Source organism: Pseudomonas sp. 5P_5.1_Bac1 (assembly GCF_025466015.1).
In the GTDB taxonomy this organism is placed as follows: Bacteria; Pseudomonadota; Gammaproteobacteria; order Pseudomonadales; family Pseudomonadaceae; genus Aquipseudomonas.
The window spans coordinates 1-12190 of sequence record NZ_JANLNX010000118.1 but is presented as its reverse complement, the minus strand read 5'-3'; the positions used below and the strand labels follow the sequence as shown (position 1 = coordinate 12190).

The following is a 12190-nucleotide window of genomic DNA, read 5'->3' as shown; positions in this document are numbered from 1 at the left end:
CATTCATTGCCGGCTTTTTTCTTTCAGGATGATTGTCATGACTGAACAACCTGTTGCCGTCACCGTCGAGGCCGGGCTGCATGCCGAGCAGGATCTGCTGGCGGCCGTTTGCAAGGGCGAGCGTGATCACGGCGTGCTGTTCTGGCGCCCTACGGACCGGGCGCTGGTGATGCCACGGCGCATGAGCCGGCTGGAGGGCTTCGAGGCCGCTTGCGGCGAACTGGCGATTTCCGGCTGGCCGGTATTGTTGCGCGAGACGGGCGGCGAGCCGGTGCCGCAATCGCCAGCGGTGATCAACATCGCATTGGTGTATGTAGCGCCGCGCAGTGAAGGCGACAACGGACGCATCGAGAACGCTTACCTGCGTCTGTGCGAGCCGTTGTGCGAGGTGCTGCGTGAATGGGGCGGGGTGGCGTCGGTCGGTGAGATCGAAGGGGCGTTCTGCGACGGGCGTTACAACGTCAACCTCAATGGTCGCAAGTTGGTCGGCACGGCCCAGCGCTGGCGCCAGGGCCTGGGTGGCAAGCGACCGGTTGTGCTGGTGCATGGGGCGCTGTTACTGGATAACGAGCGCGAGTCGATGGTGGCGGCGGTCAACCGCTTCAATGAATGTTGTGAGCTGGAGCAGCGCTGTCTGGCCGACAGTCACATCGCCCTGCATGAAGTTGTGCCCGAAGCGCCGCTGCTGGAGCGGCTGGCCCAGGCTTACGCCCGGACCATCGAGGCTATTCCCAAGGATTGATCCAGGGGATCAGCGTGTGCCGAAGACCACCATGGTCTTGCCCTTCACGTTGACCAGGTTGCGTTCTTCCAGGTCCTTCAGAACGCGACCGACCATCTCCCGTGAGCACCCCACGATCCGACCGATTTCCTGGCGGGTGATCTTGATCTGCATGCCGTCCGGGTGAGTCATGGCGTCCGGCTGCTTGCACAGCTCCAGCAGGCAGCGGGCAACCCGTCCGGTGACATCGAAGAAGGCGAGATCGCCGACCTTGCGGGTGGTGTTGCGCAGGCGCTGGGCCATCTGGCTGCCCAGTGCATAGAGAATGTCCGGATCCTGGCGTGCCAGTTCGCGGAATTTCTCGTAGCTGATTTCCGCGACCTCGCATTCGGTCTTGGCCCGTACCCACGCACTGCGGTGTTGCTCCTTGCCCGCAGGCTCGAACAGGCCCAGTTCTCCGAAGAAATCACCGCTGTTGAGGTAGGCGATGATCATTTCCCTGCCCTCATCGTCCTCGATAAGGATCGTGACCGAGCCCTTGACGATGAACGACAGGGTATCGGCTGTGTCGCCAGCACTGAGGATGTTGGTTTTTGCTGCAAAACGACGACGCTGGCAATGAGCGAGCAACTTGTCGACGTTTTTGATCTTGGCTGGAAGTGCTGCGGCAACCATGGTTAAGCCCCGAAATACGCGGTCCGTGAGTATTCTTGTAGGTGGGATGGGTGCAAAACGCCATCAATTTGGCGCCAGTTTATCAGACCACCCTCTGTGTCGGCAGATTTGATCGAACGCTTAAGTCTTTTCGCCTGTGCGTGTAGGGACTAAGCTGGCAGCCATTTTTTCAAGCAAGGGGAGACCGGTTAATGAAGGCGCGTATCCAGTGGGCCGGTGAGGCCATGTTCCTCGGTGAATCGGGCAGCGGCCACGTCGTGGTAATGGACGGTCCGCCCGATGCCGGTGGTCGCAATCTCGGTGTCCGTCCGATGGAAATGCTGCTGTTGGGCCTGGGCGGCTGCAGCAATTTCGATGTGGTCAGCATCCTGAAGAAATCCCGCCAAGCCGTGGAAAGCTGCGAAGCCTTCCTGGAAGCCGAGCGGGCGGATGAAGACCCGAAGGTTTTCACCAAGATTCACCTGCGCTTTGTGGTCAAGGGGCGTGGTCTGAAGGAAGCGCAGGTCAAGCGCGCGGTGGAGCTGTCGGCGGAGAAGTACTGCTCGGCCTCGATCATGCTGGGCCGCGCGGGTGTGGACATCACCCACAGCTACGAGATCGTCGAGCTCGGCTGAGCCGTGGCATCTTCCACGGAGCCCAACAGCTCCGTGGCAAGGTTCAGCGACGCAACCCCGGCAACAACGCCATCACGCCCGTCGGAATGGCGGCGCGCAATGTCGCGCTCAAGCGCTCGCGATGCTTCTGATACAGCAGCCCCAGGCCAATCACGCCCAGGCCGATCACGCTCAATACCAGCGGGAACAGCAGCGAGTCGGCGAACACTTCATACGACAGATAACCCAGGTACGCCGCCACGCCCAGGGCGCCGAAGACCATGAACATCGGCCGGCGCAACAGCACGGCGATCAACATCAGCCCCAGGTTGATCAGGCAGTACAGGGCCTTGCCCACTTCACTGTCGCTGTTCATCGACGTCAGTCCTCCCCAGAACGCCAGCAGTCCGGCCAGGTAACCCCAGAAGGCGAAGTCCTGGCGGGTGCGGCCATCGATCAACAGGAACACCATCAGCAACCCCAGGCCGAACCAAAGCGACACCTGCTGGCGCTGATCCCAGTCGAACGGTGAGCCATAAAACCATTCCGTCAGGTCCATGGACATGAACCACAGCGCGAGGGCGATCGGCATGACGATGAACGGGAAAGGGATCAGCCGCAGCATCAGCAGGCCGGCGAACACCGTCGCCAACTCCATCAGCAGCCAGCCGCCTTGCACGTAGGTGTAGTAGTGGTGGTAGTTGGACTGGTTGTCGTCCAGTGGCCAGAAGCCGGCGAGGCGCTCGATGGCGAACACCGCCAGCGGCACAATGCTGACCGCCACTGCGGCGAGGACGCCTCCGGGAATGAGCTGGCCTCGGCGTTTCAACGCCAGGCCGCCCAGGGTCAGCAGCAGAATGTAGGCCAGGGCAACCGTCAGCAGCGCGCCGTCGCCGATACGCATCCAGGCTTCACTGAGCAGCCAGCCCATGGCGCCCATGATCAGCAGGGCGCCAAGGTAGAAGGCGACGTGGGCCAACTGGAAGCTGGCCTGTCGTGGCGTCTGCTGCTCCAGAAAGGACAGCAGCGCCTGTTTTTGCGCGGCGTCGAGGACGCCCGCGTCGACCGCGCGAGTCAGGTCACTGGCATCGAAGCGCCCGGTCATGGCGGATCAGATGCGGTAGGTGCTTTTGGTCATGACCTTGGCCATCAGGCTCATGCCAAATTTGACCGGGGCCGGGAAGCGGAAGCCGCCAGCGTTGAGCGCCGACTCGGCGTGGTGCTCTTCGTCGATACGCATCTGTTCGAGGATGGCGCGGGATTTCTCGTCTTCCGGCGGGATCTGCTCCAGATGCTCGTCCAGGTGCTTGCAGACCTGATGCTCGGTAGCGGCGACGAAACCCAGGCTGACTTTGTCGCTGATCAGCCCGGCAAAGGCGCCAATGCCGAAGGACATGCCGTAGAACAGCGGGTTGAGCACGCTCGGATGGCTGCCCAACTGACGGATGCGCTGTTCGCACCAGGCCAGGTGGTCGATTTCTTCATCGGCGGCTTGTTCCATGGCCTTGCGCACTTGCGGCAGCTTGGCGGTCAGGGCTTGGCCCTGATACAGCGCCTGGGCGCAGACTTCGCCGGTGTGGTTGATGCGCATGAGGCCAGCGATGTGGCGGGTCTGTTTCTCGTCGAGCTCGGACTCGGGCTGGACGATCGCCGGGGACGGGCGGGTAGGTTGGCCGCTGAAGGGCAGCAAGGTGCGCATGGCGGTGTCGGCCTGCAGCAACAAGCGGTCGAGCGGGGAATATTGACGTTCGGTAGCCATCGGGCACCTCCGCAAGAATGTGCCCGACAGTTTAACCCAATCGATGTGACAGGGCTTGCGCTGGATCAGCCCGGTGGCCAGTGCATTTGGCGCTGGCCGAGCACGTGCATGTGGATGTGGTAGACCGTCTGCCCGCCCATCTCGTTGCAGTTCATCACGACGCGGAAACCATCTTCGCAGCCCAGCTCCTTGGCCAGCCGCTGCGCGGTGAACAGGATGTGTCCGGCCAGGCCCTTGTCTTCCTCGGTGAGGTCATTGAGGGTGCGGATCGGCTTTTTCGGGATTACCAGGAAATGTACCGGGGCCTGGGGGGCGATATCGTGGAACGCCAGGACCTGGTCGTCTTCGTAGATGATCTTGGCCGGGATCTCCCGGTTGATGATCTTGGTGAAAATAGTTTCCACAACGCTTGCTCCATGGTGGTGGTCGGGCCTGAGTGTACTCAGCCCGCGCGCCGCCGCCCAGTAGCGATTCGATTCAGCGCGGGCAGTAGGCGCGGTTGATGGCCCCGGCCAGTTTGCGGCTCATCCAGCGTGTCAGCAGACGCGAACTGAAGGCCAGCCAGCGGTTGCGCCGGCCGGGAATGATGATCGCCTTGTTGCGGTCCAGCGCGCGAACTGTGTAGAGCGCCACTTCTTCGGGGCTCAGGCAGCGCTTGCCGGACTCGAGGCGCGGGATGCGCCGGTTGGGCGAGCGGACCGGGCCGGGGCAGAGGACCGAGACCTTGATGCCAGTTTGCTTCAGTTCCTCGCGCAACCCTTCGGAGAAGTGCAGCACGTACGCCTTGCTGGCGGCATAGCTGCTCATCCATGGGCCCGGCGCGAAGGCGGCCAGCGACGCGACATTGAGAATCTGCCCGCCGCCCTGCACGGCCATGGCATTGCCCATGGCATGGCACAGGCGGGTCAGGGCGATGATGTTCACTTCGATGAGGTCTTGCTCGTCGGCCCATTCCTGCGCGAGGAAATGACCGTAGGAGCGAATCCCGGCGCAATTGACCAGCAGGTCGATGTGCCGATCGCTTTCTTCGAGCTCCAGCAGGAAGCCCGACAAGCGCAGCGGCTCGCCGATATCGCAGGCGCGGAACAAGACTTCCACGCCGAAACGCTGGGTCAGCTCGATGGCGACGGGTTCCAGCAGGTCGCGCTGGCGTGCCACCAGGATCAGGTTGCGCCCCCGACGCGCCAATGCTTCGGCCAGTGCCAGGCCCAGACCGCTGGAGGCACCGGTGATCATGGCGTAACGGGTCATGCAGTTCTCCAATGGCGGGGGCGTTTGAAAGGGCGGCCTAGTCTACACAAAGGCCGCTCGCTCAGCGCGGCCAGTGCGTGCCGAGGCGCTGGGCGTTGGCCAGGGCCTGACGATATTCGGTGTCCAGGCGCTCGATCAGTGCCTGTGTCGGCAACTGCTCATCGATGCCGCCCACGCCTTGGCCGGCGGACCAGACGGTCTTCCAGGCCTTCGCTTCGTCGTGAATAGGTTTGAGCTGGATCTCGCCACCCTTGTTCAGGTTGGCCAGGTCGTAGCCGGCTTTCTCCAGGCTCTGGCGCATGAAGCTCGCCGGCACGCCAGACACCACTGGCGTATGAACGATATCGGCGGCCTTGGCTTGCAGCAGCATGTCCTTGTATTGCGCATGCGCCTGGCTTTCCTGGCTGGCAATGAAGTGGGTGCCGAGATAGGCCAGGTCGGCGCCCAGCAGTTGCGCGGCGAGAATTTCACGGCCTGTGTTCAGGCACCCGGCCAGCAACAAGGTCTTGTCGAAGAACTGGCGAATCTCGCTGACCAGGGCGAACGGGCTCCAGGTCCCGGCATGCCCGCCGGCGCCTGCCGCGACCGCGATCAGGCCATCGACCCCGGCCTGTGCAGCTTTCTCGGCATGGCGGCGGGTGGTGACATCGTGAAACACCAGGCCGCCGTAGCTGTGCACGGCATCCACGACTTCCTTGACCGCCCCGAGGCTGGTGATGACGATCGGCACCTTGTGCTCGATACACACCGCCAAATCCGCCTGCAGGCGCGGATTGCTCTGATGGACGATCAGGTTCACCGCGTAGGGAGCTGCGCGCTCAAGCCCGTCCAGCCCCGCCTCGATTTCTTCCAGCCAGGCCTTGAAACCGGCGGTTTCGCGCTGGTTCAGGGCCGGGAAACTGCCCACCACGCCATTGCGACAACAGGCGAGCACCAGTTGCGGGTTCGATATCAGAAACATCGGCGCCGCCACCACGGGCAGGCGCAGACGTTGTTCGAGCAGGGCAGGCAGTGACATGGCGGATTCTCGGGTCGGGGGTGGCTACTGTCAGAACGGTTTGACGACCACCAGAATTACAATGCCCAGCAGCATCAACACGGGCACTTCATTGAACCAGCGGAAGTAGGTGTGGCTGCGGGTGTTGTCGCCGCGGGCGAAGCGTTTCACGTTGGCGCCGCACATGTGATGGTAGCCGGTCAGCAGAATGACAAGGGTGAGCTTGGCGTGGAGCCAGCCCTGGCTGAGAAAGCCGGGGCTCAGGATCAGCATCCAGATCCCGAAGACGAAGGCGGCGATCATCGCCGGGCCCATGATGAAGCGGTAGAGCTTGCGTTCCATGACCACGAAGCGGTCGCGGCTGATGCTGTCTTTGCTCTGGGCGTGGTAGACGAACAGGCGGGGCAGGTAGAAAAGTCCTGCAAACCAGCAGACGACGCTGACGATGTGCAAGGCTTTGATCCATAGGTACAGCATGTTTTTTATTCCTTTCAGGTTCACGGTCGTCAGATAGTAGTAGTTCGGTGCCGCGCCCGTCATCTCAACGGTTGTAGGCGTAGTCGCTGGCCCCTATCATCGTCGGCTTTCCAGTCGGTTCGTTGATAGGGGGCAGGTATATGGTCAAGGTCGGTATCGTCGGCGGCACGGGTTACACCGGTGTCGAATTGCTGCGTCTGCTGGCACAGCATCCTCAGGCTGAAGTTGCAGTCATCACTTCTCGCTCCGAGGCGGGCCTGCCCGTGGCCGACATGTACCCGAACCTGCGAGGCCACTACGACGGCCTGGCGTTCAGCGTCCCGGATACCAAGACCCTCGCCGCCTGTGATGTGGTGTTCTTCGCCACCCCGCACGGCGTCGCCCACGCGCTGGCCGGTGAATTGCTGGCGGCGGGTACCAAGGTCATCGACCTGTCCGCCGACTTCCGCCTGCAGGACGCCGATGAATGGGCCAAATGGTACGGCCAGCCGCACGGTGCACCTGAGCTGCTCAAGGACGCGGTCTACGGCCTGCCGGAAGTTAATCGCGAGCAGATCCGCCAGGCGCGCCTGATTGCGGTGCCGGGTTGCTACCCCACTGCAACCCAGTTGGGCTTCCTGCCGCTGCTGGAAGCAGGCATCGCCGACACTTCGCGTCTGATCGCCGACTGCAAGTCGGGCGTGAGCGGTGCCGGCCGCGGTGCCAGCGTGGGTTCGCTGTTCTGCGAGGCGGGCGAAAGCATGAAGGCCTACGCGGTGAAAGGTCACCGTCACCTGCCTGAAATTCGCCAGGGCCTGCGCCGGGCGGCGGGTGGTGACGTCGGCCTGACCTTCGTTCCGCACCTGACCCCGATGATCCGCGGCATTCACTCGACGCTGTACGCGACGGTCGCCGATACCTCGGTGGACCTGCAGGCGCTGTTCGAGAAGCGCTACGCCGATGAGCCGTTCGTCGACGTGATGCCGGCCGGCAGCCACCCGGAAACCCGTAGCGTGCGTGGTGCCAACGTCTGCCGTATCGCCGTGCATCGTCCACAAGGCGGCGATCTGGTGGTGGTACTGTCGGTCATCGACAACCTGGTGAAGGGCGCTTCGGGCCAAGCGGTGCAGAACCTCAACATCCTCTTTGGCCTCGACGAGCGCCTGGGTCTGTCCCACGCCGGGCTGCTGCCTTAACGGCTACCACATCGGGCTGCGGGCGGGACTTATACCTTCCGCTTGTAGCCTGATGCCGCTTCTATAGTTGACCAATTTTCTAGGGGAAGCGGATAATGCGCGCCATCACGCATTATGGCGGCATAGCGCCGGGAGATATTCAGCATGAGCGTCGAATCCTTCACCCCTTCGGTTTTGCAGTTCACGCATAACGCCGCGCACAAGGTGAAGACCCTGGTAGACGAAGAGGGCAATGATCGTCTGAAGTTGCGAGTATTCGTGACGGGTGGCGGTTGCTCCGGCTTCCAGTATGGCTTCACTTTCGATGAAGATGTCGCTGAAGACGACACCATTGTCGAGCGCGAGGGCGTTGCCCTGGTGGTTGACCCGATGAGTTTCCAGTACCTGGCAGGTGCCGAAGTGGACTACCAGGAAGGTCTGGAAGGTTCGCGCTTCATCATCAAGAACCCGAACGCCACGACCACCTGTGGTTGCGGTTCCTCGTTCTCGATCTGATTTGCCGGGATGTTGCTGAACGCCGCGCTGATGCGCGGCGTTTTGCTTTTTGCGGTTTATGCCGGGTAGATGGCGCCCAATACCCGTAAGCCGCGGGCACCGGTGACGCTTGGGCGATTGCCGGCGATGCCTTCCAGGCAGCAATGGGCAAGCCAGGCGAAGGCCATGGCTTCGACCCAGTCGGGGTCGACACCGAAGTCTGCCGTGCTGCTGACCCGCGCGCCTGGCAGCAGGTTTTCCAATCGTGCCATCAACGTGCCGTTGTGGGCACCGCCGCCGCAAACCAGAAGGACCTGGGTGTCCTGCTGGGCTTTATTCAGCGAGTCGACGATGCTCAGGGCGGTCAACTCCAGCAGTGTCGCCTGGACGTCTTCATCTGCACACGGTGGCTGTGTGCTGAGCTGGTGGTGCAGCCAGGGCAGATTGAACAGCTCCCGGCCGGTGCTCTTCGGGCCCGTGCCCGCAAAGAACGGATCGCTGAGCAGGCTGCTGAGCAGACCTGGAAGTACCTTTCCGCTGGCAGCCCATGTGCCGTTGGCATCGTAGGCATGACCCAGTTTCTCGTTGATCCAGGCGTCGAGAAGTACGTTGCCCGGGCCGCAATCGAAACCGCTGACGGGCTTGTCCTGCTCGATCAGGCTCAGATTGCTGAAACCTCCGACATTGAGGACAGCAAGACGCTCGCCCTGATTGCTGAACAAGGCTTCATGGAAGGCCGGAACCAACGGTGCACCCTGACCGCCGGCAGCGACGTCGCGGCGGCGGAAGTCGCCAACGACGGTGATGCCGGTCAATTCGGCCAGCAAGGCCGGGTTGCCGATCTGAACAGTGAAGCCGCGTGCCGGCTCGTGCCGGATCGTCTGGCCGTGGCTGCCGATTGCGCGAATGTCCTCGGGGCGAAGTTGGCGGCTGTCGAGCAGATGCTTGATACCTTCCGCCGCTAGCCGCACCCACTCCGCCTCGGTCAGAGCGGCACGGGCGATCTCGTCCGGGCCGCTGGCGCAGAGGCCGAGCATGGCCAGGCGCAGCGATTCGGGCATGGGGATGTAGTGGGTAGCGAGCAGCGAGGTCCGCTGCTCCTGTTCGATCAAGGCGATGTCCAGGCCATCAAGGCTGGTGCCGGACATCACCCCCAGATAAAGCGCCATGGCTTAGCGCTTGTTCAAGGCCAGCATGGTGGCCTTTTCCTGGTCCATGCGCGCGATAAGCGGCTGGCTCAACTGCATGAAGCGCTGGCGCTCGGCCTTGGCGATCGGGTCGGCCATGGGCAGCTTCTGGCCCAGCGGGTCGACGTGCACACCGTTGACCTGGAACTCGTAGTGCAGGTGCGGTCCGGTGGACAGGCCGGTGGTGCCGATGTAGCCGATGACCTGGCCCTGCTTGACGGTGCCGCCGGTCTTCACGCCCTTGGCGAAGCCTTGCATGTGGCCGTACAGGGTCTGGTAGGTGTTGCCGTGCTGGATGATCACGGTGTTGCCGTAACCGCCACGGCGCCCGGCCAGCAGGACCTTGCCGTCGCCGGCGGCCTTGATCGGCGTGCCGCGCGGGGCTGCGTAGTCGACGCCTTTGTGGGCGCGGATCTTGTTCAGGATCGGATGCTTGCGGCCAGCGGAGAAGCGCGAGCTGATGCGGGCGAAGTCCACCGGAGTACGGATGAACGCCTTGCGCATGCTGTTGCCGTCGGCGGTGTAGTAGCTGGTGGTGCCGAGCTTGTTGGTGTAGCGCACGGCGCTGTAGCTCTTGCCACGGTTGGTGAAGCGCGCCGAGAGGATGTTGCCGTTGCCGACGACTTTGCCGTCGATGACCTTCTGTTCGTAGATCACATCAAATTCGTCGCCCTGGCGGATGTCCTGGGCGAAGTCGATGTCGTAGCCAAAGATGCTGGCCATGTCCATGGTCATGTTGTGAGACAGGCCGGCACGCTGCGCGGAGGCGGAGAGCGAACTCTTGATCACGCCGTGCACATACGCGGAGCGGACCACGGGTTTGGTCACTTCGCGGTTGAAGACAAAGCCGTTGGCGCTCTTGTTCAGGCGGATGGTTTCCAGGTCGCTCACCTTGCTGTGCAGGCTGGCCAGTTGACCGTCCTTGTCCAGTTCGATCTGCAGTACCTGGCCATGCTTGAGTTGGCTGAACTGCTTGGCCTGCTTGTTACTGGCCAGCACTTCGTGCACGACATTGGCGGGGAGGCCGACCTTGGAGAACAGCGTCGACAGGGTATCGCCGCGGGCCACGGTTACTTCGCGGTGGTTGGGCTGGTTGCTGGCGACTTCTTTTGCAGGCTCCGGCGCCGCGGTGGCGGGCTCGGTCTTGGCGGTTTCCTCGGTCGTTTGCGCGGAGTTGTCGATCTGCGCGAAGGGCGAGGTGCTGGTTTCCTCGGCGGCGATTGGCTGCTCAGGCTGATCCTTGAGCTGCTCCGCAGGGCTTTCCAGTTCGAGATTCAGGGTGGTCCGTTTGGCTTCCACTTCGCTGGACGGGAATACCAGCAAAGCCAGGCTAAGCAAGGCGGCGATGCCGCTTGCGGCCAACAGGTGGCTCTTCGGATAAAGCGGGGGCGCTTTAGGCGGTTCTTTGATCATGGATAAATAGACTTTGAAAAAGATGAAAAGGAAAAGATGAATGACATGATGAAGATGAAATAACTGTATAAAATATAACCAAATCCCCTTCAAAGCAAGCGCGCAGACGTCATGTACAGGGTTGCGGGTCACATCCGGCCCGGGAACTTGTATTTGGCGGTTGATCTTGTATGGTTGGGGCCCTTTGAATCTGAGCCTTGCGGGTCTGTTATGAAGTCGGTTGAAGAGCAGCTAGCGCTAATCAAGCGTGGTGCGGAAGAGGTATTGGTCGAGTCCGAACTGGTCGAGAAACTCAAGCGCGGTCAGCCGCTGCGTATCAAGGCGGGTTTCGACCCGACGGCGCCGGACCTGCACCTGGGGCACACGGTGCTTATCAACAAGCTGCGCCAGTTCCAGGATCTGGGTCACCAGGTGATCTTCCTGATCGGTGACTTCACCGGCATGATCGGCGACCCGAGCGGCAAGAGCGCCACCCGTCCACCGCTGACCCGCGAGCAGGTGCTGGACAACGCCGAGACCTATAAACAGCAGGTCTTCAAGATTCTCGATCCGGCCAAGACCGAGGTGGCGTTCAACTCCACCTGGATGGACAAGCTGACGCCGGCCGATTTCATTCGCCTGGCTTCGCAGTACACCGTAGCCCGGATGCTTGAACGCGACGACTTCGACAAGCGTTACACCACCAATCAGCCGATCGCCATCCACGAGTTCCTCTACCCGCTGGTGCAGGGCTATGACTCCGTGGCGCTGAAGGCGGACGTCGAGCTGGGTGGGACCGATCAGAAGTTCAACCTGCTGATGGGGCGTGAGCTGCAGCGCAGCTATGGTCAGGAAGCTCAGAACATCGTCACCATGCCATTGCTCGAAGGGCTCGATGGCGTGAAGAAGATGTCGAAGTCGCTGGGCAACTACGTCGGCATCCAGGAGGCACCGGGTGTGATGTACAGCAAGCTCGTGTCGATTCCGGACACCCTGATGTGGCGCTACTTCGAGCTGCTCAGCTTCCGCTCCATGGAAGAGATCGACGGTTTCCGTGCGGATGTGGCGGCAGGTGCCAACCCGCGCGACATCAAGATCAAGCTGGCTGAGGAAATCGTTGCTCGTTTCCATGGTGAAGAAGCGGCAGCCAATGCGCATCGCGCAGCCGGTAACCGGATGAAAGAGGGTGAGCTGCCTGAGGATCTGCCTGAGGTCGAGGTGTCGGCTGCTGAAGACATGCCGATCTCTGCGATCCTTAATAAGGCAGGTCTGGTGAAGAACTCGGCGGCTGCTCGTGATCTGCTGGCATCCGGTGGTGTGAGGGTCGATGGTGAAGTGGTCGATCGCGGTTTCGTATTTGCCCTGGGCGCGACGCATGTTTGCCAGGCAGGCAAGAAGGCGTTCGCTCGTATTACGTTGAAGGCTGAATAGAGGAAGGCGTTGTTCGTCCTCTTCTACATATAGAGGAGGGCGTAAGGTACTGATTTGA

14 protein-coding genes are annotated in these 12190 nt (G+C 61.9%); 5 read left to right on the top strand and 9 right to left on the bottom strand.

Annotation, left to right across the window (positions count from 1 at the left end):
* Nucleotides 1–37 precede the first annotated feature (37 nt).
* Entirely contained in the window at nt 38–742 is a 705-nt protein-coding gene (locus NTD82_RS28895; RefSeq protein ID WP_095156134.1) for a biotin/lipoate A/B protein ligase family protein, read from the top strand.
* 9 nt (nt 743–751) lie between these two features.
* On the opposite strand, the gene crp is transcribed toward NTD82_RS28895, so the two are convergent.
* Entirely contained in the window at nt 752–1396 is a 645-nt protein-coding gene (crp, locus tag NTD82_RS28890) for a cAMP-activated global transcriptional regulator CRP (protein ID WP_095156133.1), read from the bottom strand.
* A 191-nt stretch (nt 1397–1587) separates the two neighbouring features.
* On the opposite strand from crp, the gene NTD82_RS28885 reads away from it, so the two are divergent.
* The gene (locus NTD82_RS28885) at nt 1588–2010 is read left to right on the top strand and encodes an OsmC family protein (protein WP_262131203.1); all 423 of its coding nucleotides are present in this window, start codon (nt 1588–1590) and stop codon (nt 2008–2010) included.
* 43 nt (nt 2011–2053) lie between these two features.
* Here the strand turns inward: NTD82_RS28885 and NTD82_RS28880 are convergent, their stop codons facing one another.
* The 6 genes from NTD82_RS28880 to hemJ all read right to left on the bottom strand — a co-directional run bounded on the left by NTD82_RS28880 (nt 2054) and on the right by hemJ (nt 6473).
* On the bottom strand, nt 2054–3094 hold the full coding sequence (locus NTD82_RS28880; protein WP_262131202.1) for a DUF2157 domain-containing protein: 1041 nt from the start codon (nt 3092–3094) through the stop codon (nt 2054–2056).
* A 6-nt stretch (nt 3095–3100) separates the two neighbouring features.
* Nucleotides 3101–3748 (bottom strand): 2-polyprenyl-3-methyl-6-methoxy-1,4-benzoquinone monooxygenase, encoded by a 648-nt coding sequence (gene coq7 / locus NTD82_RS28875; protein ID WP_262131201.1) that lies wholly within the window; start codon nt 3746–3748, stop codon nt 3101–3103.
* Nucleotides 3749–3813: 65 nt separating this feature from the next.
* Nucleotides 3814–4152, bottom strand: coding sequence for a histidine triad nucleotide-binding protein (locus NTD82_RS28870; RefSeq protein ID WP_262131200.1), 339 nt, complete (start codon nt 4150–4152; stop codon nt 3814–3816).
* 73 nt (nt 4153–4225) lie between these two features.
* Nucleotides 4226–4999 (bottom strand): SDR family NAD(P)-dependent oxidoreductase, encoded by a 774-nt coding sequence (locus NTD82_RS28865; RefSeq protein WP_262131199.1) that lies wholly within the window; start codon nt 4997–4999, stop codon nt 4226–4228.
* Nucleotides 5000–5060: 61 nt separating this feature from the next.
* On the bottom strand, nt 5061–6017 hold the full coding sequence (locus NTD82_RS28860; protein WP_262131198.1) for an NAD(P)H-dependent flavin oxidoreductase: 957 nt from the start codon (nt 6015–6017) through the stop codon (nt 5061–5063).
* A gap of 30 nt (nt 6018–6047) precedes the next feature.
* Nucleotides 6048–6473 carry a protoporphyrinogen oxidase HemJ gene (hemJ, locus tag NTD82_RS28855; protein WP_095156127.1) on the bottom strand — a complete coding sequence of 142 codons (426 nt, stop codon included), beginning with the start codon at nt 6471–6473 and terminating at the stop codon, nt 6048–6050.
* A 140-nt stretch (nt 6474–6613) separates the two neighbouring features.
* On the opposite strand from hemJ, the gene argC reads away from it, so the two are divergent.
* Together argC and erpA are read left to right on the top strand one after the other, a co-directional pair.
* Nucleotides 6614–7648 (top strand): N-acetyl-gamma-glutamyl-phosphate reductase, encoded by a 1035-nt coding sequence (argC, locus tag NTD82_RS28850; protein ID WP_095156126.1) that lies wholly within the window; start codon nt 6614–6616, stop codon nt 7646–7648.
* 144 nt (nt 7649–7792) lie between these two features.
* On the top strand, nt 7793–8143 hold the full coding sequence (erpA, locus tag NTD82_RS28845) for an iron-sulfur cluster insertion protein ErpA (protein WP_095156125.1): 351 nt from the start codon (nt 7793–7795) through the stop codon (nt 8141–8143).
* 56 nt (nt 8144–8199) lie between these two features.
* Here the strand turns inward: erpA and NTD82_RS28840 are convergent, their stop codons facing one another.
* Both NTD82_RS28840 and NTD82_RS28835 read right to left on the bottom strand, forming a co-directional pair.
* Nucleotides 8200–9291, bottom strand: coding sequence for an anhydro-N-acetylmuramic acid kinase (locus tag NTD82_RS28840; RefSeq protein ID WP_262131197.1), 1092 nt, complete (start codon nt 9289–9291; stop codon nt 8200–8202).
* Between the two features lie 3 nt (nt 9292–9294).
* Nucleotides 9295–10722: a peptidoglycan DD-metalloendopeptidase family protein gene (locus NTD82_RS28835; protein WP_262131196.1), complete on the bottom strand. Its 1428-nt coding sequence runs from the start codon at nt 10720–10722 to the stop codon at nt 9295–9297.
* A 210-nt stretch (nt 10723–10932) separates the two neighbouring features.
* Here NTD82_RS28835 and tyrS point away from each other — a divergent pair, with 210 nt between their 5' ends.
* A complete protein-coding gene (tyrS, locus tag NTD82_RS28830) occupies nt 10933–12132 on the top strand; it encodes a tyrosine--tRNA ligase (protein ID WP_262131224.1) in 1200 nt (399 codons plus the stop codon).
* Nucleotides 12133–12190: the final 58 nt, after the last annotated feature.